This is a genomic window from Dyella acidisoli (assembly GCF_030160295.1).
Taxonomy (GTDB): domain Bacteria; phylum Pseudomonadota; class Gammaproteobacteria; order Xanthomonadales; family Rhodanobacteraceae; genus Dyella_B; species Dyella_B acidisoli.
This window is the reverse complement of record NZ_BSOB01000010.1, coordinates 434,255-456,991: the sequence shown is the minus strand read 5'-3', so window position 1 is coordinate 456,991 and position 22,737 is coordinate 434,255. Positions and strand designations below refer to the sequence as shown.

Annotated in this window: 23 protein-coding genes; 16 read left to right on the top strand and 7 right to left on the bottom strand. The window is 60.8% G+C overall.

The features are described from left to right. Positions 1 to 181 precede the first annotated feature (181 nt). The 3 genes from pyk (at position 182) to QQJ86_RS07075 (ending at position 3,598) form a co-directional block, all read left to right on the top strand. Complete coding sequence (pyk, locus tag QQJ86_RS07085) at positions 182 to 1,654, top strand: pyruvate kinase (protein ID WP_284320207.1); 1,473 nt, start codon at positions 182 to 184, stop codon at positions 1,652 to 1,654. 355 nt (positions 1,655 to 2,009) lie between these two features. After that, on the top strand, positions 2,010 to 2,459 hold the full coding sequence (locus QQJ86_RS07080) for an energy transducer TonB (protein ID WP_284320206.1): 450 nt from the start codon (positions 2,010 to 2,012) through the stop codon (positions 2,457 to 2,459). Between the two features lie 134 nt (positions 2,460 to 2,593). Then, positions 2,594 to 3,598 carry a class I fructose-bisphosphate aldolase gene (locus tag QQJ86_RS07075; protein WP_284320205.1) on the top strand — a complete coding sequence of 335 codons (1,005 nt, stop codon included), beginning with the start codon at positions 2,594 to 2,596 and terminating at the stop codon, positions 3,596 to 3,598. A 98-nt stretch (positions 3,599 to 3,696) separates the two neighbouring features. Here QQJ86_RS07075 and QQJ86_RS07070 read toward each other — a convergent pair whose 3' ends face one another. Further along, entirely contained in the window at positions 3,697 to 4,296 is a 600-nt protein-coding gene (locus tag QQJ86_RS07070; RefSeq protein ID WP_284320204.1) for a porin family protein, read from the bottom strand. A gap of 266 nt (positions 4,297 to 4,562) precedes the next feature. Here QQJ86_RS07070 and tkt point away from each other — a divergent pair, with 266 nt between their 5' ends. Further along, the gene (tkt, locus tag QQJ86_RS07065; RefSeq protein ID WP_284320203.1) at positions 4,563 to 6,557 is read left to right on the top strand and encodes a transketolase; all 1,995 of its coding nucleotides are present in this window, start codon (positions 4,563 to 4,565) and stop codon (positions 6,555 to 6,557) included. 170 nt (positions 6,558 to 6,727) lie between these two features. Here the strand turns inward: tkt and QQJ86_RS07060 are convergent, their stop codons facing one another. The 4 genes from QQJ86_RS07060 to QQJ86_RS07045 are packed head-to-tail and all read right to left on the bottom strand — an operon-like array spanning position 6,728 to position 8,859. After that, a complete protein-coding gene (locus QQJ86_RS07060) occupies positions 6,728 to 7,141 on the bottom strand; it encodes a hypothetical protein (RefSeq protein ID WP_284320202.1) in 414 nt (137 codons plus the stop codon). Next, positions 7,138 to 7,626: an Mpo1 family 2-hydroxy fatty acid dioxygenase gene (locus QQJ86_RS07055; protein ID WP_284320201.1), complete on the bottom strand. Its 489-nt coding sequence runs from the start codon at positions 7,624 to 7,626 to the stop codon at positions 7,138 to 7,140. The genes QQJ86_RS07060 and QQJ86_RS07055 overlap by 4 nt, the downstream gene beginning before the upstream one ends. Continuing rightward, entirely contained in the window at positions 7,626 to 7,958 is a 333-nt protein-coding gene (locus QQJ86_RS07050; protein WP_284320200.1) for a DMT family transporter, read from the bottom strand. The genes QQJ86_RS07055 and QQJ86_RS07050 overlap by 1 nt, the downstream gene beginning before the upstream one ends. A gap of 4 nt (positions 7,959 to 7,962) precedes the next feature. After that, positions 7,963 to 8,859, bottom strand: a complete 897-nt coding sequence (locus QQJ86_RS07045; protein WP_284320199.1) for a phosphoribosylaminoimidazolesuccinocarboxamide synthase — start codon at positions 8,857 to 8,859, stop codon at positions 7,963 to 7,965. Between the two features lie 98 nt (positions 8,860 to 8,957). On the opposite strand from QQJ86_RS07045, the gene QQJ86_RS07040 reads away from it, so the two are divergent. The 8 genes from QQJ86_RS07040 (at position 8,958) to QQJ86_RS07005 (ending at position 17,098) form a co-directional block, all read left to right on the top strand. Beyond that, positions 8,958 to 9,281, top strand: coding sequence for a c-type cytochrome (locus QQJ86_RS07040; RefSeq protein WP_284320198.1), 324 nt, complete (start codon positions 8,958 to 8,960; stop codon positions 9,279 to 9,281). After that, complete coding sequence (gene djlA, locus QQJ86_RS07035; protein ID WP_284320197.1) at positions 9,278 to 10,087, top strand: co-chaperone DjlA; 810 nt, start codon at positions 9,278 to 9,280, stop codon at positions 10,085 to 10,087. The genes QQJ86_RS07040 and djlA overlap by 4 nt, the downstream gene beginning before the upstream one ends. 63 nt (positions 10,088 to 10,150) lie before the next feature. Next, positions 10,151 to 10,819 (top strand): ribulose-phosphate 3-epimerase, encoded by a 669-nt coding sequence (gene rpe / locus QQJ86_RS07030; protein WP_284320196.1) that lies wholly within the window; start codon positions 10,151 to 10,153, stop codon positions 10,817 to 10,819. Between the two features lie 716 nt (positions 10,820 to 11,535). Further along, positions 11,536 to 12,225, top strand: coding sequence for a proteobacterial dedicated sortase system response regulator (gene pdsR / locus QQJ86_RS07025; protein ID WP_284320195.1), 690 nt, complete (start codon positions 11,536 to 11,538; stop codon positions 12,223 to 12,225). Beyond that, a complete protein-coding gene (locus QQJ86_RS07020; RefSeq protein ID WP_284320194.1) occupies positions 12,225 to 12,821 on the top strand; it encodes a hypothetical protein in 597 nt (198 codons plus the stop codon). Before pdsR ends, QQJ86_RS07020 begins: the two co-directional genes overlap by 1 nt. 31 nt (positions 12,822 to 12,852) lie before the next feature. Then, positions 12,853 to 14,859 carry an ATP-binding protein gene (locus QQJ86_RS07015; protein WP_284320193.1) on the top strand — a complete coding sequence of 669 codons (2,007 nt, stop codon included), beginning with the start codon at positions 12,853 to 12,855 and terminating at the stop codon, positions 14,857 to 14,859. Between the two features lie 85 nt (positions 14,860 to 14,944). Next, a complete protein-coding gene (trpE, locus tag QQJ86_RS07010; RefSeq protein ID WP_284320192.1) occupies positions 14,945 to 16,420 on the top strand; it encodes an anthranilate synthase component I in 1,476 nt (491 codons plus the stop codon). Positions 16,421 to 16,423: 3 nt separating this feature from the next. Continuing rightward, positions 16,424 to 17,098: a hypothetical protein gene (locus tag QQJ86_RS07005; protein WP_284320191.1), complete on the top strand. Its 675-nt coding sequence runs from the start codon at positions 16,424 to 16,426 to the stop codon at positions 17,096 to 17,098. 52 nt (positions 17,099 to 17,150) lie between these two features. On the opposite strand, the gene QQJ86_RS07000 is transcribed toward QQJ86_RS07005, so the two are convergent. Both QQJ86_RS07000 and QQJ86_RS06995 read right to left on the bottom strand, forming a co-directional pair. Further along, positions 17,151 to 17,951: a hypothetical protein gene (locus QQJ86_RS07000; RefSeq protein ID WP_284320190.1), complete on the bottom strand. Its 801-nt coding sequence runs from the start codon at positions 17,949 to 17,951 to the stop codon at positions 17,151 to 17,153. A gap of 93 nt (positions 17,952 to 18,044) precedes the next feature. Continuing rightward, positions 18,045 to 19,127, bottom strand: coding sequence for a hypothetical protein (locus QQJ86_RS06995; RefSeq protein ID WP_284320189.1), 1,083 nt, complete (start codon positions 19,125 to 19,127; stop codon positions 18,045 to 18,047). 362 nt (positions 19,128 to 19,489) lie between these two features. Between QQJ86_RS06995 and QQJ86_RS06990 the strand changes: the two genes are divergently transcribed. The 4 genes from QQJ86_RS06990 to QQJ86_RS06975 are packed head-to-tail and all read left to right on the top strand — an operon-like array spanning position 19,490 to position 22,692. Continuing rightward, positions 19,490 to 20,089 carry an anthranilate synthase component II gene (locus QQJ86_RS06990; protein ID WP_284320188.1) on the top strand — a complete coding sequence of 200 codons (600 nt, stop codon included), beginning with the start codon at positions 19,490 to 19,492 and terminating at the stop codon, positions 20,087 to 20,089. Further along, a complete protein-coding gene (gene trpD, locus QQJ86_RS06985) occupies positions 20,086 to 21,135 on the top strand; it encodes an anthranilate phosphoribosyltransferase (protein ID WP_284320187.1) in 1,050 nt (349 codons plus the stop codon). The genes QQJ86_RS06990 and trpD overlap by 4 nt, the downstream gene beginning before the upstream one ends. A gap of 58 nt (positions 21,136 to 21,193) precedes the next feature. After that, complete coding sequence (gene trpC, locus QQJ86_RS06980; protein WP_284320186.1) at positions 21,194 to 21,988, top strand: indole-3-glycerol phosphate synthase TrpC; 795 nt, start codon at positions 21,194 to 21,196, stop codon at positions 21,986 to 21,988. Positions 21,989 to 21,990: 2 nt separating this feature from the next. Then, a complete protein-coding gene (locus tag QQJ86_RS06975) occupies positions 21,991 to 22,692 on the top strand; it encodes a haloacid dehalogenase-like hydrolase (protein ID WP_284320185.1) in 702 nt (233 codons plus the stop codon). Positions 22,693 to 22,737: the final 45 nt, after the last annotated feature.

Below are 22,737 nucleotides of genomic sequence, written 5' to 3'. Positions count from 1 at the left end.
GCTACACGCGCACGCAGCGCTGATTGCCGCATAGAGCCCGATTTACGTCTAGCCGTCCAATCGCGCGCGCGCTTTGCGGCAGTGCCACACGCAATATTGCATACGATTGCACGCAAAAAGATATTGCAGGGGCGGCAGGGGGTTCTGTTAGTCTCGTCCGACAAATCTCAAAACTCCCGCAATGGCTACTGACACTCAATCCCGTCGCACCAAGATCGTCGCCACCCTGGGCCCGGCCACCGACGCGCCCGGCATGCTCGAAAAAATTCTTTCCGAAGGCGTCAATGTGGTGCGCCTCAATCTCTCGCATGGGCAACCCGACGATCATCGTGCTCGTGCGGCGGCGGTGCGCAAGGCGGCGGAGACGCTTGGCAAGGAAGTGGGCGTTCTTGCGGACTTGCAGGGGCCGAAGATTCGCGTGGAGCGTTTCGCCAATGGCCCGATCGAGCTGCGTGACGGCGATCCGTTTGTGCTCGACTGTCGTTCGGATGCACCGCCCGGTGACAACACCCGCGTGGGTGTGAGCTACCTGGGCTTGCCTAAGGACGTAAAAGCCGACGACGTTCTCCTTCTCGATGATGGCCTGGTAGCGCTTACTGTGCTCGACGTGGTCGGCACTGAAGTGCGATGCAAAGTGCTGATCGGCGGAAAGCTTTCCGATCGCAAGGGTTTGAATCGGCAGGGCGGCGGTTTGTCTGTCGACGCGTTGTCCGATAAGGACAAGGCGGATATCAAACTCGCCGCCGAGATCGGTGCGGACTTTCTTGCCGTGTCGTTCGTGCGTTCCGGCGCGGATATGGATCAGGCACGCCGTCTGCTGAAAGAGGCGGGTGGCAATGCGTCGCTGGTCGCGAAGATCGAGCGCGCGGATGCGATTCCCGTGCTCGGCGAAATCATCGACGCTTCTGACGTGGTGATGGTGGCGCGCGGTGATCTGGGCGTGGAAATCGGCGATGCCGAATTGCCTGGGCTGCAGAAGAAGATCATTCGTGAGGCGGTGCAACGCAATCGCGCGGTTATTACCGCAACACAGATGCTGCAATCGATGGTGCGCTCGCCGATTCCCACGCGTGCCGAAGTGCTCGACGTGGCGAACGCGGTGATCGACGGCACGGACGCGGTGATGCTGTCCGAGGAGTCCGCGGCAGGCGCTCATCCAGACAAGGCGGTGGCGGCGCTGCGTCGTATCTGTCTCGGCGCCGAGCGTCAGTTCGAGCCGAAGGAAGACCTCACTCGCAACGCGCACCATCTCGATCGCACCGACCAGGCCATTGCGCTGGCAGCGATGCTGCTGGCCAGCGAGATCGGTGTGCGCGCGATCGTCGCGTTGACCGAATCGGGTGCTACGGCGCAATGGCTATCGCGCTACCGCAGCGCCGTGCCGATCTATGCGTTGTCGCCGTTCGAGGATGCGCGTCGCCGCATGCTGGTACTGCGCGACGTGCAGCCGGTGAAGTTTACGCATGACACCTTGAATCCGGCTGTGTCCGCGCGCGAAGCGGTGCGGCAGCTGTTCGCGGCCGGCAAGCTCACCGAGGGCGATCGCGTGGTGCTCACGCATGGCGACCACATCGGTAAGGGCGGCGGTACCAATACCCTCAAGCTGCTGTCGGTGGGTGCGGACGGCATGGTGGAAAGTCTGCGCGATCTGTAAATGGCGCAAGCCAACCTGCGCGCGGCACGCCGCAGGTTGGCTAGACAGAGGGATGCTCTCTTCCATTCTACGTAGGCGGCATGATGTCCAGAAGGCTCGCAGGGTGTGCTGCGCGGCGCAGGGAAGACTGGCCGTCTTTTCAAGTCGCGCGGCACACCCTGCGAGCCTTCTGGGCATCACCCTCCGGGCCGTTACTGTCCGTCCGCATCCCATCGGCTCATCGTCTCGACAGACGGCCAGTCTGCCTTCGCCGACGGTCCTTTGGTCTGCGAACGGACAGCAACGGTGACGCCCACGTAGAATGGAAGAGAGCATCCCTTTCACGTCCCCACAGTCTTACATCGGAGGTTCCGCCATGCGCACGATGACTCGTTTCGGCCAATCCTTGCTTGTGGCATCGGCGGTGGCGGCAGCCATGCCGGTCGTGGCGCAGGAGCTGCATGCGCAAAGGGTGGCGCCCGAGCAGCTTTCCAATCAGTGGTTGTTGTTGAACCGCGATGTGGCGGTGGACGTGCCCAACAGCGGCGTGAACATCTACAAGCCAAGCTGCATCGCGGTGACCTATGTGATCGGCAGCGACGGTGTGCCGATGAATGTGCAGGTGGCCAAGATGGCGCCGCCCAGCGACCTGGGCAAAGCGGCGGTGAGTGCGGTGTCCAACTTCCGCTACGGCCCGTCGCTCACCAACAAAAACCACATGCCGGCAGCCACTTACTACATCATCCCCTTCAATGCTCCCGACGATCCGGCCCAGCGCGCACAGGTGATGGCGCCCTGCAAACTGCCCGGCTACAGCGAATCCTGATCGGCCCCCAGGACAGGTCTTGAACGCCCCAACGACAGCTTGGGGCTATAATCGCGCCTTTTCCGCCTGTCCGCCCGCACGGGTGGCCTCCCACCTTGCGGCCCCGTGCCGCCAAAGTTTTACGGAGTCGTCCAATGAGCATTGAAGATCTCGAGAGCGTTGCCCTAGCCATGGTCGCGCCTGGCAAGGGCATCATCGCGATTGATGAGTCGACCAACACCATCAAGAAGCGCTTCGAGTCGGTCGGCATCGAGAACACCGAGGAGAACCGCCGCGCTTACCGCGAGCTGCTGCTCACCTCGCCGAACCTGTCCGAGCACATTTCTGGCGCGATCCTGTACGACGAAACCATCCGTCAGTCCACTAAGGATGGTGTGCCGTTCACCCAGATCATGAAGAAGAACGGCATCATCCCCGGCATCAAGGTGGACAAGGGCACCGTGGCGCTGGCTGGCTTTCCGGGCGACGTGATCACCGAAGGCCTCGACGGTCTGCGTGAGCGCCTGGCTGAATACGTGAAGCTGGGCGCGCAGTTCGCCAAGTGGCGCGCGGTGATCAACATCAGCGAAGACAACCCCAGCTCCACCGCGATCGAAGCCAACACCCAGGCGCTCGCCCGCTACGCCGCGCTCTGCCAGGAAGCCGGCCTGGTGCCGATGGTGGAGCCGGAAGTGATCATGGACGGTGATCACTCCATCGAAGTCAGCTACGAAGTGCACGAAGCCGTGCTGCGCAGCCTGTTCAATGCCTTGTACGAGCACAACGTGCTGCTGGAAGGCACCATCCTGAAGGTCAGCATGGTGATTCCGGGCAAGGACGCGGACGAGCAGGCCAGTTTTGAGGAAGTCGCCGAAGCCACCGTGCGCGTGCTCAAGACCACCGTGCCAGCCACGCTGCCGGGCATCGTGTTCCTGTCGGGCGGCCAGACGGACGAGCAGTCCACGGCGCATCTCAATGCGATGAACCGCATGGGTCCGCATCCGTGGCCGCTGTCGTTCTCCTACGGCCGCGCCATGCAGCAGGCAGCGCTGAAGCTGTGGTCGAAGGACATGAAGGCCAACTATGCCGAAGCGCAGAAAGTGGTTCATGCGCGCGCCAAGGACAACGGCTTGGCTGCGCTGGGTCAGTGGAAGGGCTGATCCTTGCTTCCGTGTACGAGTAAACAAAAAAAGAGCGCCGCGAGGCGCTCTTTTTTTGTTTGTCCCCTCTCCCCTCCGGGGAGAGGGAGCAACACCGCTCAGAAGCGATATTCCGCAGCCAGCGTGTACGCGTTGGTCTGCAACTGCACACCACGCTCACCGCCGCGGCTGGTGGCATCGTAGTAGTTGTAGTTCACGCCTACGCTCCAGTGCTGGTCGATGTTGTAGCCGACACCTACGCCAGCGTAGTAACGGGTGCGATCAAAGCGCTCGTAGCTCGAGTTGACGCTATTGGTCAGACCCTGGCCCTGGGCATAGAAAGCGCCCGTACGTACCTCGCCGTACCAGTTCGGGGTGAAGTTGTAGCGCAGGTTCACACCGAGCGTGGGGCCGTAAAGCTTGGACCGAAGGGAAGAGCCCGCCGAGGCACGTGCGTCGATCCGACCCAAGTATTGATAACCGGCTTCTACGCCAAACGAGGTCTCCGGATTGATCGCGAAGCGGTAACCGCCCTTGATGCCACCGATGGCATCGCCATTGGAATCGTACGGACCCTTGTTGACTTGGCCGTAACCGGCCTCAGCGCCGACATACCAACCCTGTTGGGCCGTTTGGGTGGGCTCGCTCTGCGCAAAAACGGCGGGAACGGTCGCAACACCTACGGCAGCCAGGGCAACAGCAAACAGCGTCTTTTTCATGGTGGTATTCCTTGTTGTGCATTGATCGGGCGGCTCGACACAGAGGGGGATGCCGACTGCCCGTACGCACGCTTGAGCGATGCGTGTGCACAAGATAAGGACGCGTCCGATAGATTCAATACCGAGTAGTTCAGTATTAAGAATTGATTAAGATTGCGTGCAAGAGGTCCCCCGGAGGCTGTCGCGGAGTCCTTGGATCGGACGACAGAACGCAAGCGATCAGCGACAATATTTCTTTTTGCGCCTGCCCCCCGGAGATACCCCTGATGACGTCTCGTCGCGAACTTGCCAACGCCGTCCGCGCCCTAGCCATGGATGCCGTGGAGGCAGCCAAGTCCGGCCACCCTGGCATGCCGATGGGCATGGCCGACATCGCCGAAGTGCTGTGGAACGATTTCCTGAAGTTCAATCCCAGCAATCCGAAGTGGCCTAACCGCGATCGCTTCGTGCTCTCCAACGGCCACGGCTCCATGCTGCAGTACGCGTTGCTGCATCTGACGGGTTTCGATCTGCCGATGGGTGAGCTCAAGCGCTTCCGCCAGCTGCATTCCAAGACGGCCGGCCATCCGGAAGCGAGCGAAACGCCAGGCGTGGAAACCACCACCGGTCCGCTGGGCCAGGGGCTCGCCAACTCCGTGGGCTTTGCGCTAGCAGAGAAGCTACTCGCCGAGCACTTCAATCGTCCTGGCCACACCGTCGTCGATCACCACACGTTCGTCTTCATGGGCGATGGCTGCCTGATGGAAGGCGTGTCGCACGAAGTCGCATCGCTCGCCGGCACCTGGAAGCTCGGCAAGCTTGTCGCGATCTATGACGACAACAACATCTCCATCGACGGTGAAGTGGAAGGTTGGTTCACCGACGACACGCCTAAGCGTTTCGAAGCCTACGGCTGGAACGTGATTCGCGGCGTCGACGGCCACGATTCTGAAGCGGTGAAAAAGGCGATTGCCGCTGCCACCGCGCAGAGCGAAAAGCCCACGCTGATCTGCTGCAAAACCATAATCGGCTTCGGTGCTCCGCATAAGCAGGGCAAGGAAGAGTCGCACGGTGCGCCGCTGGGCAAAGATGAAGTGGCGGCTGCGCGCGACGTACTCGACTGGCGTTACGGGCCGTTCGAAATCCCGCAGGACATTTACGCAGCGTGGGACAAGAAGAAGGTTGGCGCAGAGCGCGAGCAGCAGTGGAACGAAGTCTTCGCCAAATACGAAGCTGCGTTTCCGGAGCTTGCTGCTGAGTTCCGTCGCCGCATGGCCGGCGAACTGCCTGCCGATTGGGCGGCCAAGTCGCAGGCTTATGTCGAAAAAGTCCACACGGACGGCCCGGATGTGGCCTCCCGCAAGGCTTCGCAGATGGCGCTGGACGCCTTCGGTCCGCTGTTGCCGGAAATGATCGGTGGCTCGGCCGATCTGGCCGGCTCCAACCTCACCATGTGGAAGGGCAGCAAGAGCGTGACCGGTCCCGACGGCAACTACGTGCACTACGGTGTGCGTGAGTTCGGCATGACCGCGATTGCCAATGGCCTCGCCTTGCACGGTGGCTTCATTCCGTACGATGGCACCTTCCTAGTGTTCTCCGATTACGCGCGCAACGCCGTGCGTATGAGTGCGCTGATTCCCGCGCACTCCATCCATGTCTACACGCACGATTCGATTGGCCTGGGCGAAGACGGCCCCACGCATCAGCCTGTGGAGCACTTGGCTTCGCTACGCCTGATTCCGAACAACCGCCTGTGGCGTCCGTGCGACGCGGTGGAATCAGCAGTGGCATGGAAAGAAGCAATCGAACACAAGCGCGGCCCATCCTGCCTGATTTTCTCGCGCCAGACGCTCAAGCATCAGCTGCGCACGGCGCAGCAATTGGCCGACATCAAGCGTGGTGGCTATGTGTTGCTCGATCCGGCTGATACCAAGTTCAAGGCAATCCTGATCGCCACCGGTTCCGAAGTGGAACTGGCCATGGAAGCGGCGCGCACGTTGGCGCAGCAGAATGTTCCGGTGCGCGTAGTGTCGATGCCCTGTAACGAAGTGTTCGATGCCCAGCCGCTGGAATACCGCGAAGGTGTGCTTCCCGGCTGGTGCCGCGCACGCGTAGCGGTGGAGGCGGCCAGTGCCGATTTCTGGTGCAAGTACGTGGGCCTGGATGGTGCGGTAGTCGGCATGACCACGTTTGGTGCTTCCGCGCCAGCGCCGGCGTTATTCGAGCACTTTGGTTTTACCGTGTCGCATGTGGTGGACGAAGTGAAGCGCGTAATTGGGTAAGACGACACGCTCTATTCCCTCTCCCCTTCGGGGAGAGGGTTGGGGTGAGGGGCAAATCTAGCCACGAACTGCATCGTAGCGACGTAGGTTGGGGTGCAAACCCCAACATCGAGGTGTACGGAAAATAACGATATTGGGGTTTGCACCCCAATCTACGCGTTGAAGCAAGATCAAGCGCTTGTCAGCGTCGTGGCGACTCCAAACACAATCGCCATTACCGCTGCCACCGCCACGCATGCACTGCCGATGCGAATCCGTCGCGCATCGACCCGCGGAATCAATCGCCACAAGGCGGTCACGCCGATCAGCATCGATATCACTAGCGCCACACGAAAAGCGCCGCTGGCAATCAACGGTCCGAATGGCGGTCGCATCACACCGACATGCGCGGCAGCGATTGCGCCTAGCAGCAACGTAAGCAAACTCCAGATCAAGCACGCAAGATAAGTGCGGTTGAACACCACCGGCGCACCTTCGCTCCAGCGCAACACGATCCACGCAATCGCACTCGGCACGACCGCGCCGATACTGCCGTAAAGCACCCACCAGATCAGGCTGCTGAGCAGTGCGAGAAAACCCGTCATGGTTTTTCCTTCAAGCCGATTCGGTTCAACAGCTTGTCCATCAGCCATGCAGGGCCGACCAGCAGATAAGCCAGGTCAGTGAAGAAACTTGGTCGCCGTCCTTCAAATACATGACCAATGAATTGGCCGATCCATGCCGCTACAAACACACCGATCGCCAGCCATCGCATCGACACCGGCCCAAGCTGTTCGAACGTCCAAGCACAAACCACTGCAAGAATGGCGAGCGCAATCAGCAATGCAGCACCCAGGCGATGTGAGCGCTTCCAGTACCACGCAAACATCAGCACGATCGTAAACACCGCCCATGCGCCAGGTTTCAGCAGTGATGACGGTACCGGCACGGTCCACAACAGGGCCATTCCGCCCCACACGATCGGCGGCACGCAAATCCAATGCAGCAAACGATTGATGGGGCGCTGATGATCCTGGCTGTAGCTGTCGAGCCAGTCGCGCATGCTGCGTTGATCGGTATCGAGCGCCATCAGTGTGCAGAGCTCTTGGAAAAAAGATTGAGCACCAGGACACCCGCCACGATCAGCCCGATGCCGAACATCGCGGCGAGGTCCAGCTTCTGCTTGTACAGCACGACGCCGATCAGTGCGATCAGTGCCGTACCCACGCCCGACCAGATTGCGTAGGCAATGCCCAGTGGCACGCTGCGCAGCGCCAAGCTCAGGCCGTAGAAGGCCGTGCCATAGCCGACGATCACCACGATACTGGGCACCAGTTGGCTGAAGCCATTGGCGGCTTTCAGCGCGCTGGTGGCGATCACCTCGGCGATGATCGCCAGGGCGAGATAACCCCAGGCGTTCACGGGTTCATCCCAGCGTGATGCCGGCTAGACGTTGCAATGCTTCGGCGTACTTGGCCGATGTGCCTGCGATCACCTCGGCTGGAACGTTCGGGCCGGGCGCCTTCTTGTTCCAGTCCAGCGTTTCCAGGTAATCGCGCACGAACTGCTTGTCGTAGCTCGGCGGGCTGATGCCCACTTGGTATTGATCGGCCGGCCAGAAGCGCGAGGAATCGGGCGTCAGCATTTCGTCCATCACGTACAGCTTGCCGTCTTCGTCTGTGCCGAATTCGAACTTGGTGTCAGCGATGATGATGCCGCGCTCAGCCGCATACGCTGCCGCCCACTTGTAGATCGCCAGAGTCGCATCGCGCACCTGTTCGGCCAGATCCTTTCCGACGGCGGCGATCACTGCATCGAAGCTCACGTTTTCGTCGTGATCTCCAACTGCAGCCTTGGTCGACGGGGTAAAGATCGGTTCGGGCAATTGCTCGGCTTGGCGCAATCCGGCGGGAAGCTTGATGCCGCACAGCGAACCGGTGGCCTGGTAATCCTTCCAGCCCGAGCCGATCAGGTAGCCGCGTGCGATCGCTTCCACCGGTACCGGCTTCAACCGCTTGGTGACCACAGCGCGCTTGCGATACAGCGCCAGATCCGTGCCGGCTGGCAGTACTTCTTCCAGTGGCGTGTGCAGCAAATGGTTGGGCACGATGTGCGCGGTCTTGCCGAACCAGAAATTGGAAATCTGGGTGAGCATTTCGCCCTTGCCGGGAATCGGATCGGGCAGCACCACGTCGAACGCGGAGAGGCGATCGGTGGCGACGATCAGCAGGCGATTGCCGGACAACGCATGGACGTCGCGCACCTTGCCGCGATGGATCAGCTCCAGGCCAGGCAGGTTCGATTGCAGCAAGGTAGTGGGCACGGTGCGCTCCGATGGGCAAGACAAGCTGGCTATTGTACCGGTCACTACCGGTGGGACACTGCTATAAGATGGGCGCTTTTAATGCCTATGTGCTCCCGATGCGATTCGTACTGATCGCGGCACTCGGTTTGACCTGTGCCGCGCCAACGCTTGCTGCCGATTTGCCACCCAAGCCGGTGCGCCTGGGTTTGTGTGCCGCCTGTCATGGCGAAGCCGGCATGGCGCAAATTCCGGGTGCACCCAACCTGGCAGGGCAGCGACTGGATTACCTGCGCAATGCGCTGCAGCAGTACCGCGATGGCACGCGCAACGTGCCGCTGATGCGCACCGCGATCGGTCCGCTCAATGACGCGGAACTGGATCAACTGGCCCGCTGGTACAGCACGCAGACACCGCAACCGCAGGCAGTCGGGCATCCATGAGTTACACCTACACCTTCTGGTTCGCGATGGCGGGCCTGCTGCTTGGTCATGGCTTTGTCGGCATGGGCGTGGGCGGCGTCATCGGCTTCGTGCTGGATAACCTGCGCTACAGCCAGCGGCGCAGCGCGATCCCTGAAACTGGCGGCTATATTTCGCCGCTGTTTGCCTTGCTGGGCGCCATCGCAAAATCAGATGGCCGCGTATCCGAAGCGGAGATCGCGACGGCCGAGCGTGTCATGACGCGCATGGGCTTGGATGCGCGTGCGCGCCAGCTAGCGATCCAGGCATTCAATACGGGCAAGCAGCCCGAATTCGACGTGAGTGGTCCTATCAACGCGCTGCGCCAATGGGTGGGCTTGCGCCGCGATCACGCCTTTCCGTTGTTGGACGTGGTGATCGAAACCGTGTTGGCCGAAGGTAATCCTTCGCCGGAAAAGATGGCCATCCTGCGCCAACTCGCCTTCGCCTTGCGCATCAGCGACATGGAACTGATGGCGCTGATGGCGATGAAGGGCTACGTATGGCAACAAGGCGCCGCGGGCGCGCGTGGACGTGCGTACAGCACCGGTGGTGGTTACGTGCCGCCGCAGCGAAACACGCAAGGACCTGATCCCTATGCCGTGCTCGGTGTCACGCGCGATGCGGACGAGCGCATCGTCAAACGCGCTTATCGCAAGCTGATTTCGGAACACCATCCCGACCGCCTGGGCGATCTGCCCGAAGAGATGCGCAAGCGCGCCGAGTCACGGGCCAGCGAAATCAACGCGGCCTACGAGCGGATCAAGGCGGAGCGCGGCTTCAAATAAGCAGGGAACGGGGACATCCGCATCCCGGTAGAATGCCCGCTTCCCCGCGTACCTTTCTATGCCATGAGCAAACAATCCCCCGTCATTGCCCCCTCCATCCTCTCTGCCGATTTCGCGCGACTGGGCGAAGACACCGCCAAGGTGCTGGCTGCGGGCGGTGATTGGGTGCATTTCGACGTGATGGACAACCATTACGTGCCCAACCTCACCATGGGGCCGATGGTGCTCAAAGCGTTGCGCGATTACGGCATCACCAAGCCGATCGACGTACACCTGATGGTGAAACCGGTCGACCGCATCGCGCCAGATTTCGCCAAGGCGGGCGCCAGCCTGATCAGCTTCCACCCTGAAGCCAGCGAGCATGTGGACCGCACGATCGGGCTGATCAAGGACGCCGGTTGCCAAGCGGGCCTGGTGTTCAATCCGGCTACGCCGCTGAACTGGCTTGATCATGTGCTGGATAAGCTTGACCTGGTATTGATCATGTCGGTGAACCCTGGCTTCGGTGGCCAGAAATTCATTCCCCAGGCACTGGAAAAGCTGCGCCGTGTGCGCCGCCTGATCGACGAGAGCGGTCGCGCCATCCGTCTGGAAATCGACGGAGGCGTTACAGCGGACAATATCGGCGAGATCGCCGCAGCCGGTGCCGATACCTTCGTGGCCGGTTCCGCCATCTTCGGTGCGGCGGACTATCAGGCTGTCATCGGCAAGATGCGCGCCGCGATCGGCTGAAGTCAGAGCTTCACATAAGAAAACCCGGCGCAGGGGGAAGTCTGCACCGGGTTGGAGGGGCGTCGGAAAGACGCTAGAGGAGACACCATCGGCAAGTCATCCTGCTCGTGCCTGAAGGACGGGAGGCTCGGCCGTCAATCAGACCCAGGGCAGTTCCACGGCAATGGACTATGTGCCTGCCAAGTAATCGGACCGGGCTCCCTCCGAATGGTTCCCATCGCGGACAAATAATTTTTCCCGGTCAAAAAAATCCCCTCCGGGGAGGAGGGGGAGGAACGACCAGAGGACCATCATGCTCGGGAAATGGCTTAGTGGTGCGGTTTGCTAGCTGCCTGCGGGGTTCGTCCCTCCGGGTGGCGCGACCGGCAGACGTCCTTGTGCGCCGGTCGCGCCCATGCCTTCCACGGCAACTTCACGCAAAACTTCAGTGCAGGCTCATCAGTACCGCCAGCAGCAGAGAACCGATGGCCAAGGCCACGCGCAACGGCTCGAAAGAGCGGAGCTCGGCATTGGGATCGACAGAGGGATCAGCGCGCATGGATAAGGCTCGTTGCTGTGCGGGTTGGACATATCAAACACCCGTCCACGGCGTCGCAGCCGGCACCTCAAGGGCGATCGGGCGATGGAATATGGCAGAACGCGGGCAAGCCGCACCTCCGGCTTGCGCAAGCGTCGTTCGCATAGCACGCTGCGCGCCAATCTCACGAGGAATCCACATGGGACGCAGCATTGCCATCGTCGAAGACGAACCGCTGATTCGCGCCAATTACGTCGAGGCCCTGAACCGCTTCGGCTATGACACACGGGGCTACGGTTCGCGGCAGGAAGCCTCCAACGCATTCGCCATTCGCCTGCCGGAGTTGGTGATCATCGACATCGGCCTGGGCGACGAACCGGAAGGCGGATTCGATCTATGCCGCGAGTTGCGCGCGAAATCGGCCACGCTGCCGATCATCTTCCTCACCGCGCGTGATTCGGATTTCGACGTGATCTCCGGCCTGCGGCTGGGCGCCGACGATTACCTCAGCAAGGACACCAGCCTGCATCAGCTGGCTGCGCGCATTGCCGCGCTGTTCCGGCGTATCGAATCGCTGAAGGCCCCTACCTCCAGCGAAACGGTGATTGGGCATGGTCCGCTCAAGCTCGAATCCGAGCGTATGCGCGTGAGCTGGAACGATGTGGAAGTACCGCTCACCGTGACTGAATTCTGGATGGTGCATACGCTGGTGCGCTTTCCCGGCCACGTGAAAAACCGCGACCAACTGATGCGTGAAGCGGAGCTGGTGGTAGACGACGCCACCATCACCTCGCACATCAAGCGCATTCGCAAGAAGTTCATCGCGGTGGCGCCGGAATTCGATGCGATCGAAACGGTACATGGCGTCGGTTATCGGTGGCGCCCGTAATGCGGCGCCTGCTGCTGGTTTTGCTGCTGGGTATGCTGGCAACACAGGCGTACGGCAAAGACGCAGATGCGCATACGGTCATCGTGTACGGCAAGGCGGGTGAGAACGGACCTGGCTGGGCTATTGTGACCGAATCGCCCGCGGGCTGGACCAACGATTGCTGTACGTATGCCAAGGCGATCGGGGTCAATCTTGTGATCTATCAAGGGGAGTGGACCGGCAAGCCCGAGCGCGTCATGGTGCTCAACGTATGGTCGGCGAGGCTGCCTACGCTTGATTCGGAACTGCAAGAAGACCGCAAGCACTACCTTCAGTCCGACGCGCATGGACAGCCCGACGCATTCGCCGTAACCAATCCGAAGGCGATCACTTGCCAAGGTGTGCTTTATCGCGGATCCGATCACATCGATGACGTCGTCGTCTTCTGCGACCCCGGCAAGGCAAGCGGTGTTCGCTATAGCTGGTCGATGACCATCAGCGACACCGATCCAAACAAGCAGGCGTTGATCGGCACGTTCAAGCGCGTGGTAGAGCAATCCCTCTACATGAAATACGTCTCGGACGAGCAACCGGCGCACGCCACGGCCACGAAGTAAGCTTGCTGGTGGAAAACGGTATCGTTGACGCATGAGCCTGCGCCAAAAATTACTGCTCGTCGCACTCTGCACCCTCGCATTGCCGGTCGCAGGATGGTTGTACGTGCGACAAATGGAAACATTGCTGCGCCAGGGACAGGAGCAGGCACTCACCGCCACGGCTGCCGCGGTGGCGCGCAGCCTGGCGGTGACCGACATACCGCTGCCGCAGCCAGGCAAAGGTTGGTACGTGCAGGAGGCAGTGAACCCCATCGTCATCGATGGTTATGGTGATGACTGGGCGCCGATGACGCCATGGAGCCAGCCGGTCGGCAAGCAGGGCAAGCTACTGCTGGCGGAAGACGATAACGGCTTCTACCTCTACATTGACGTGCGCGTGGCACGCCGCACGCGCGCCGACGCGGGCGATGTGAATGCGTCTTCGGCCGATCATCTGATGCTCGATCTGGTGCAGGGCGATCAGCATCGGCGTTACCTGATCGCAAGCGCCGCACCAGGCGCATTCACCGCGCTCACGCTCGATCCGTCGGCGGGCGATTTACCGGATCGTGTCATCGGCCAGTGGCAGGAAGATGGCGGTGGTTATCACGCCGAGCTACGCCTGCCGCGCGGGCTGGGGTTGAGCGCGCTAGGTGTAGGCATTTACACGGCAGCCAATGGTGGTGATCCGCTTGCGGTCGAGACACGTCCGCTGTGGCGCTACTCCCAGGATGTTTCGCAGGAACTCGCATTGCTTGCACCCAGCGGTACGCGCGCGCGCCTGCTTGCACCGGCGGGCTGGCTGCTTGCGCAGAGCGGTCGCCTGACAGCTTCTGGTCCGCAGCCGGGCTGGTGGTCCTCGCTGATCTACCGATCGTTGCTCGCCAATCCGCTGGAAGAAGCCGAGGCGTGGACGACCGACGCACCGAAATTGGACCTGCCTGAAGTAGCAACGGCTCGCGATGGCCAAGCCACCGCTGTGTGGCGACAGGGCGAAGAGCGCGACAGCGTCGTGTTGGCAACCGCCGTGCCGGTGGAGCGCGGCCAGACAGTGGTGGGCGTGCTGCTGATGGAGCAGGCGAGCCGCGCGGTGCCTTTGCTGGCCAATCGCGCGTTCCTCAGTCTTTTGTTGACCAGCTTCGGCGTGATGCTGGTGGCCGGTGCGATTCTGCTGTTCTTCGCCACGCGTCTTAGCCTGCGACTTGGCCGCTTGCGCGACGCAGTGGAGCGCGCGCAGGTGAATGACGGCCGTCTGGACGGCCAAATGATCCAGAGCCATTTCCCCATGGCCGAGTCGGACGACGAGATTGGCGACCTGGCCCGCAGCTTCCAAAAATTGTTCGAAGCCGTCGGCGGCTATACCGATTACCTCCGCACGCTGGCATCGAAACTCTCGCACGAACTCAACACGCCGCTGGCGATCGTCAAATCTTCGCTGGACAACCTCGAACACGCCGAACTATCCGATGAAGCGCAACCCTATCTGGCCCGCGCACGTGATGGTGTGGCGCGTCTGGGTACGCTGGTACGAGCAATGAGCGAAGCCAGCCGCATGGAACGCGCCATTGCCGCGGCCGAGCCGGAAGATGTTGATTTGGTAGACGTCGTGCGGGGGTGCGCCGAGGCATACCGCCCACTGGCCGGCACCCGCCCACTGGAATGCGTGTTGCCGGACCAGTCTCTGCATTTGCACGGAGCGCCGGAGTTGATCGCGCAAGCCCTGGACAAGTTGTTCGACAACGCCCTGTCATTTACGCCTCCCGATGGCTGGCTGAGGCTTAGCTTGCGCCCGGTTGATGGTGGCGCCGAGATCGAATTGGCCAATCAGGGGCCGCCGCTGCCCGCGGCGATGCAGGGGCGCTTGTTCGATTCGCTGGTCAGTCTACGCGACAAGGCCACACCTGGCGATGCACCGCATCTCGGCCTGGGACTCTATGTCGTACGCCTGGTGGCAGAGCGCCACGGCGGTGTAGCTTCCGCGCGCAATCTAGAAGACGGTAGCGGGGTGGCCTTCAGCCTGCGTCTGCATGGCATGCCAAGGCAGCGCCTCGCGGGTTGAGGATCGATGTCACGAAAGGGGAGGGGCGACAAAAGCCTGTCGCCCTATACAATCACCCCTTTCTGCGTCTCACGGATTCAACGACGTGATCTCCCGCGACGAATTCAATGCGCTCGCAGCGCAAGGCCACACCCGCATCCCGCTGGTGCGCGAAGTGTTCTCCGATCTGGACACGCCGCTATCGGTCTATCTCAAACTGGCCGACGGGCCCTACACCTTCCTGTTCGAATCGGTGGAAGGTGGTGCGACCTGGGGACGCTACTCGATCATCGGCCTGCCGGCGCAGCGCGTATACCGTTTGCGTGGTCACGAATTGGAAGTGGAAGATGCCGGCGAAGTCGTCGAGCGTCGCCACCTGGATGATCCGCTTGCCGAAATCGAAAAACTCCGTCAGCAGTATCACGTGCCCCGTCTGCCGCAGTTGCCGGCTTTCAGCGGAGGCCTGGTGGGCTACTTCGGTTTCGAGACCATCGGTTACATCGAGCCGCGCCTGGCGCAATGGGATCGCACCGACGAACTGGGCACGCCCGATGTTCTGCTGATGCTGGCCGAGGAAGTCGCCGTATTCGACAACCTCAAGGGCCGTCTGTATTTGATCGTGCATGCCGATCCGTCACACCCGCAGGCCTACGCGCATGCGCAGCGCCGCCTCGACGCGCTCACGCATCGTCTGCGGCAGAGCGGCGCAGCGTATCCGCAATTCGCGCAATCGACAGCACTCAACGAGAGCGATTTCAAATCCTCCTTCACGCGCGAAGAGTTCGAAGCGGTGGTAGAGCGCGCGAAGGAATACATCCGCGCGGGCGACGTGTTCCAGGTGGTGCCTTCGCAGCGGCTGAGTGTTGGTTTCAACGCGCGCCCTGTGGATGTGTATCGCGCATTGCGCGCGATGAATCCATCGCCCTATATGTATTTCGTGGATTTGGGCGATACGCAGATCGTCGGCTCTTCGCCGGAAATTCTCGCGCGTCTCAAGGACGGGAAAGTGGTTGTCCGCCCGATCGCCGGCACGCGCAAGCGCGGCGCTACGGAGCAAGAGGACAAAGCGCTCGAAGCCGAACTGTTGGCCGATCCGAAAGAGCGCGCCGAGCACGTGATGCTGATCGATCTCGGTCGCAACGATATCGGCCGCATCTGCGAGACGGGCAGCGTCGAAGTGAGCGAGTCCTTTGTGGTCGAACGCTATTCGCATGTAATGCACATCGTGTCGCAGGTGGAAGGCGATGTGCAGCCGCATCTGAGTTACATGGATGTGCTGAAAGCGACGTTCCCCGCCGGCACGGTCAGTGGCGCGCCGAAGATCCGCGCGATCGAGATCATCCAGGAACTCGAACCCTATAAGCGCAACATCTACGCTGGCGCGATCGGTTGGATCGGCTGGTGGGGCGATGCGGATACTGCCATCGCTATCCGCACGGCGGTTATCCAGGGCGGTCGTCTGCACGTGCAGGCCGGTGCCGGCATCGTGTACGACTCCGACCCTGCATCGGAGTGGGAGGAGACGATGAACAAAGGGCGCGCGCTATTCCGCGCGGTGGCGCAAGCGGCGAAAGGATTATGAGACATGCAGCAAACGGTTCGTAACTATGGCCATCTGGTTTTGTTGACGATGCTGACATGTGCATCACCGCTGACAGCGCGCGAATCAACGCAAACCTGGCCGGACACTCTGCTCAGCCGTACTCAGGCGCTTGCCGAACTGCAGACCTTGAACGCGCAACTGCTCAGCCATCCCAGCGCGACGCTGACGTTGGAGCAGTGGTGCGCCGCGCACCGTTTGTCGCCGCAGGCGAAAATTGTTGCTCATCGCGTGCATGGCGATGACAAGCCCTTGCCCGATGGTGCCCGCGGCCTGCTGGGCATCGGCCCGAACGAACCTGTGCGCTATCGCCGCGTGGCGCTGAGTTGTGGTGATGTCGTGTTGTCTGATGCCGATAACTGGTACGTGCCTTCGCGCCTGACCGAAGACATGAACCATCAACTGGACACCTCCGACGTGCCGTTCGGCAAAGTCGTCCAGCCGCTGCATTTTCGTCGTCAGACGCTTTCCGCCGATCTGCTGTGGTCGCCTCTACCCGAAGGTTGGGATAGCGGTTCATCGCTGCCGCCCGCGAGCGCCGCGCCGCTGACGATCCCGGACCACGTATTGCAGCACCGCGCTGTGCTGTATACCGGCGACAACCAACCTTTCAGCCTGGTGATCGAGAGCTATACGCGTCACGTGCTCACGCACCCCTGACGGCAGGTTGGGGCGCGATGTTCACTCTGCTTGCGGATCGATCGATGGAAGCTTAAAGCGTCGGGAACGGTGCTGCATTCAACAGCATGATGCGCCGCTCCGTGGCTTTCAGCTCCTTTCCATCCTTTCCTCGAAGTACATCGTCACGCGTGACGAGCAACTGATCGTTGAAAACGATGCCTTTTAGGAACGTGGTATATCCCTTCCAATGCGACGCGCCTGGCGCGACCGCGAAGGTTTCCGTTTTGCCGTCGTGAGTGAGTCGCACGGTTGCGGGATCGCTTTCCCCATAGGAACCGGTGGCATGGCCTTCGCGCATCAACGTCACGCTGCCGGTGCGGGCATCAACACGAATCACTGTTACGGTTTCCATTCCATCTTTGCCGCCCAGTTCCCAAGGCTGCTTCAGATCGACCTTCCACGTCATGCCTTCGGCGATATGCTGAGGCGGTACGCCCCATATGGCAGGGTTGTAGAGCAATCCGCTTGCTTCGAGATAAGGCTTGCATTGATCGGTAGCGCCTTCCTTGATGGAACAATACGTGCGGCCGCCATCGCGAAGTGCTTCCTGGTCTTCGCCAGCTTGTTGACCGTCATAACTCCATGCCGAGTTGAAACGCCATTCGGCTGGTGCTGAAGCGACCACCGTATAGTCGGCTGAGCCGCCATTGCGACGGGCCTGTTCGTCATAACCTGGCGCTTTTATTGAGCGCAGGATGGAAAACACGTTGCTGTAGGTCTGACCCACTTTAAGTTGAGGTGTCAGGTCGACAGTGTGTTCGGCATCTTTTGCAAAAGATGCTCCAGCAAAGACAAACGGCAGAAAAACGACACCAAGCACATAAGACTTCATGACCGCACCTGTTTGTATGGAGCACCTGTCTCTTTCGGAGCGTATTGCGTGCAGCTTGTCCAGGCATGTGAAGGTAGTCATTGGAGACAATCACTACCTGGGATGGTCAGTCAGCTTTGCCAGCCTCATCTGGCTGATCAATCCGATCGCAACGAGCGATGCGGCGAATACAAAAAAACGATAGGTCATTGCAGGAAAGAGCAAGAGGTGGATGGCGACGAATGCCATCGGAATGATGAAGACGGCACTCAGCAGACGGCTATCTAGGTGAAGTGCCTTAGCTCCATCCCTGGTCAGAAACCAAATGGCGAAGCCATAGATCACGAAATGCGAGCGCATCGTGAAGTCGTCGGCCAAGGAAGCGAATGGTCTCAGATAGTCGCCGATGGCTCGTGAAGGGACTAGCGTGGCTGGATAAGCTGTCTTGTGGATCAGTGAGGTGTTGTACAACGTCAACCACCCGTAAGAACCGTTCATCCTCATAACCCACCAATACAGCATGCAGGCTGCTGCCACCGACGCGAGCGCGTACCTTCTTTGCCCGAAGATGAAGGTATGTCCGGCAACTAGCGACGAGAGCAGCAGGAAATCCGGCCTGATAAGCGGCATTATGGCTGCGGCGATGAAAACCAGAGTGCTTCTCCTGATCAGTGCATAGATCATCAGGAGAGAGAAGAAACACGCCATTGCATCGGGTGTGGATAACCGGGCGAGGTCAATGAATCCGGAGAACGCGACGACCAGCGGAACGGAAGTGACTGGTGCGAGGATTTCATGGGCGACGAAAGCAAGCAGCACGACCGATAGGGCCGCAAACACAGCGCTCACGACATAGGTCGATCGGGGGTAGTCCAATCCTATGGCATGAACTATCCAGATCAGCTTGTTATATAGGAATCGGTTGCCATAGATCGGTACGTGTTGCGCGAGAGATGATGGATCGCGAAAGACGGTTTTTCGATAATCGTCGCTTTGCGTCAATTGATCGAAGGTACTCGCGCTGACCTCGCTTCTCACGCTGTCGTACGTCGCTTTGTTCAGATCGGCCCCGTAATAACCCTCTGCGCTGAGCGCCACTGCTACGTAGCCGATCATGTCCCAGTTGTAGGAGGGTTTCTTCAACCCGAAAACCAACACGATTAGCGCGACGATGACCGTCAGGATCAGCTCACGCATGCGCACGCGAGGCTTTGTTAGGGGTGTGGTCTTCGTTTCGTCGATAGCTGTCGCGGGCATGCGAAATACCGACAAGAATGGGTGATAGGTGCCCGTACAATATTCCGGTTGCGACAAGGCGGTGTGTTGTTGTCGCCTGTGCCGCTATCCGCTGCAGGAGTTGGTTCGCCTCGGCGGGTTGCCAACGCGCAGTATTGTTGAGATTAATTCTCATTTGTTAGCATGCTTCGCGAGCAGCCCTGCTCACATGACGGTTCGCCATGAGCGGGCTGACTCAAAGCAGATGACGAGCGCGAACGTGATCGCGCACAATGAGCATCCATGCCGCAATGCGGCATAGCGCTATCAGGATTTTCCCAGCCATGTTGTTGATGATCGACAATTACGACAGCTTCACCTTCAACCTCGTGCAGTATCTCGGCGAGCTGGGGCAGGAGGTGAAGGTGGTACGCAACGATGCGCTGGACGTGTCCGGCATCCGCGCTTTGAGGCCATCGCACATCATGATTTCCCCTGGTCCAGGTACGCCGGACGATGCGGGCGTGTCGCTGGCGGCGTTGCGCGAGTTGAGTGGGGAAATTCCGGTGTTCGGCGTGTGCCTAGGGCATCAGGCCATCGGCCAGGCGTTCGGCGGCAAGGTGATTCGGGCCAAGCAGATCATGCATGGCAAGACGTCGCCGGTGCGCCATCTTGGCAAGGGTGTGTTCGCCGGCCTGCCCGATCCGTTTGAGGCGACGCGCTATCACTCGCTGGTGGTGGAGCAATCCTCGCTGCCCGATTGCCTGGAAGTGACAGCCTGGACCGAGAACCCGGACGGCTCCATCGACGAGATCATGGGCCTGCGTCACAAGACACTGGCTGTCGAAGGCGTGCAATTCCATCCCGAATCGATTCTTACGCAGTACGGTCATGACCTGCTGCGCAACTTCCTCAGGCAACCGCTGCAAAAGCTTGCTGCATGACGGGGCGCGTCATCACCATCACGCCGCAGGAAGCGTTGCAGCGAACGATCGAGCATCGCGAGATTTTCCACGATGAAATGATCGCGCTGATGCGCCAGATCATGAATGGCGAAGTGAGCCCGCTGATGACGGCGGCGATCATCACCGGCCTGCGTGTGAAGAAAGAAACGGTGGGCGAGATCACGGGTGCGGCGCGCGTGATGCGCGAGCTTTCCGCCAAGGTGGAGGCGCCGCCGCATCCGCATTTTCTCGACATCGTCGGTACCGGCGGGGATGGCGCGTCGAGCTTCAATATTTCCACCGCTGCGATGTTCGTGGCCGCCGCCGCCGGTGCGCGCATTGCCAAGCACGGTGGGCGCAGCGTGTCGTCCAAGTCGGGCAGTGCGGACGTGCTGGAGGCGCTCGGTGCGTGCATCGAGTTGACGCCGACACAGGTGGCACAGTGCATGATCGATACCGACATCGGCTTCATGTACGCCCCCAATCACCATCCGGCGATGAAGGTAGTCGCGCCGGTGCGCAAGGAAATGGGTGTACGCACGCTGTTCAACATTCTGGGGCCGCTTACCAACCCGGCAGGTGCACCGAACATTCTGATGGGAGTTTTTCATCCCGATCTGGTCGGCATCCAGGTACGCGTATTGCAAGCCTTAGGCGCCAAGCACGCCCTGGTGGTGTGGGGGCGCGACGGCATGGACGAGATTTCACTAGGCGCATCCACCCTGGTTGGCGAGTTGCGCGATGGTGAAGTGCACGAATACGAGGTGGAGCCGGAGGACTTCGGCTTGGCCATGGCCTCCAGCCGCAATCTGCGCGTCGAAAATGCGGAGCAATCCAAGGCTATGCTGCTGGACGCCCTGGAAAACCGGCACGGAGTGCCGCACGACATCGTCTGCTTGAACGCCGGGGCGGCGCTCTATACCGCCGGGGTGGTCAACGGCATCGCCAGCGGTATCGAGCTGGCGCGGACCACCATCGCCAGCGGCGCCGCCCGTGCCAAAATGGACGCGTTCGTGGCAGCCACCCGGCGGCTTGCGGATCGTTGATACTAGCCCGACCGTTGCATTGCCTTTCCCTCGTTTTCCAAGTGCCGATCCGAGTGCCATGACCGACATCCTTCAACGCATTCTTGCCCGTAAGGTGGAAGAGCTCGCCGAGCGCAGCGCCAAGTTGCCGCTGAAGGAACTGTCCGCGCGCGTGGCGGACATGCCCGATACCCGCGGCTTCGCAGCAGCCATCGAGGCGAAGATCGCCGAGGGTGACGTGGCGGTGATCGCCGAAGTGAAAAAGGCGAGCCCGAGCAAGGGCGTGATCCGCCCGGAATTCGATCCGGTGTCGATTGCGCGCAGCTACGAACTGGGCGGCGCGGCCTGCCTGTCGGTACTGACCGACAAGGATTTCTTCCAGGGCAGTGAAGCTTTCCTGCAGCAAGCGCGCGCTGCGTGCTCGTTGCCGGTGCTGCGCAAGGATTTCATCATCGATCCGTATCAGGTGTACGAAGCGCGCGCGATCGGCGCCGACTGCATTCTGTTGATCGCGGCTGCGCTCGGCGATGCCGATTTGCTGGAACTGTCGCTGCTGGCGGCCGATCTGGATTTGGACGTGCTGTGCGAAGTGCACGATGCCGAAGAGCTGGAACGTGCCCAGGCGGTGCCGGTGCCGCTGATCGGCGTCAACAATCGCAACTTGCGCACTTTCGAAACCTCGCTCGAGATCACGCTTGAGCTGCAGCAATTGATGGAATACGACCGCATTCTGGTTGCCGAATCGGGCATCCACACGCCGACGGACGTGGCCCGCTTGCGCGAATCGGGCGTCAACGCATTTCTGGTCGGCGAGGCTTTCATGCGCGCCGCCGATCCGGGGCAGGAACTGAAGCGGCTGTTCAATACGCACTGATCATGTTTACAGGGGAAATGACTCACGCGCCGGCGCAAGCCGGTAGCGATGCTGATGCGTCGCGTACGGTGTTGTTCGATTTCGATGGCGTGCTGTTTCAGGGCGACGCTTTCGAGATGTTCATCCGTCATCGCTATGCCGGCTCGCCTATTTATAAGTTTTTGGCGGTACTAACCATGCCGTGGTGGCTGCTGTGCGGTGTGTTCTCGCGCAGGCGCGCGTCGTGGGCGCTTACGCATGTGGCGCTTTGTGGGCTTGGCGCCAAGCGCTATGAGGTAGCCGCGGAAGCCTTCGCTGATCAGTTGGTGCGTCGTCCGCGCCAGTTCTACCGCGACGGTTTGAGCGCGTTGCGCAAGCATCTGGCGGAAGGGGATGAGGTCATCGTCGTTACCGGCTGCGAGCGCATTCTGGTGACGCGTCTGCTTAGCCAGCTCGGCCTTCCCGAACTCACTATTTTTGCAACGCAACTCAAACCCGGTCTGTTCGGCATGCGCCTGCATGTGCACAACGTCGGTCGCCGCAAGGTGCGGAACCTTGCAGCAAAGGGTGTGCAAAGCTGGAAGCTCGCCTATAGCGATTCCTTCCAGGATCTGCCGATGCTCAAGCAGGCAGGCGAAGCCGTGCTCGTGAACGGCACACCGAAGCTGTGCAAGCGGGTGGAGAAGGCGATGGGCAGGCCGGTGACGCGGGTTGCCTGGTACTGATCCTGGGTTTGGCGCAGCTGCGGTCGATGCTTTATCCCTGAATGC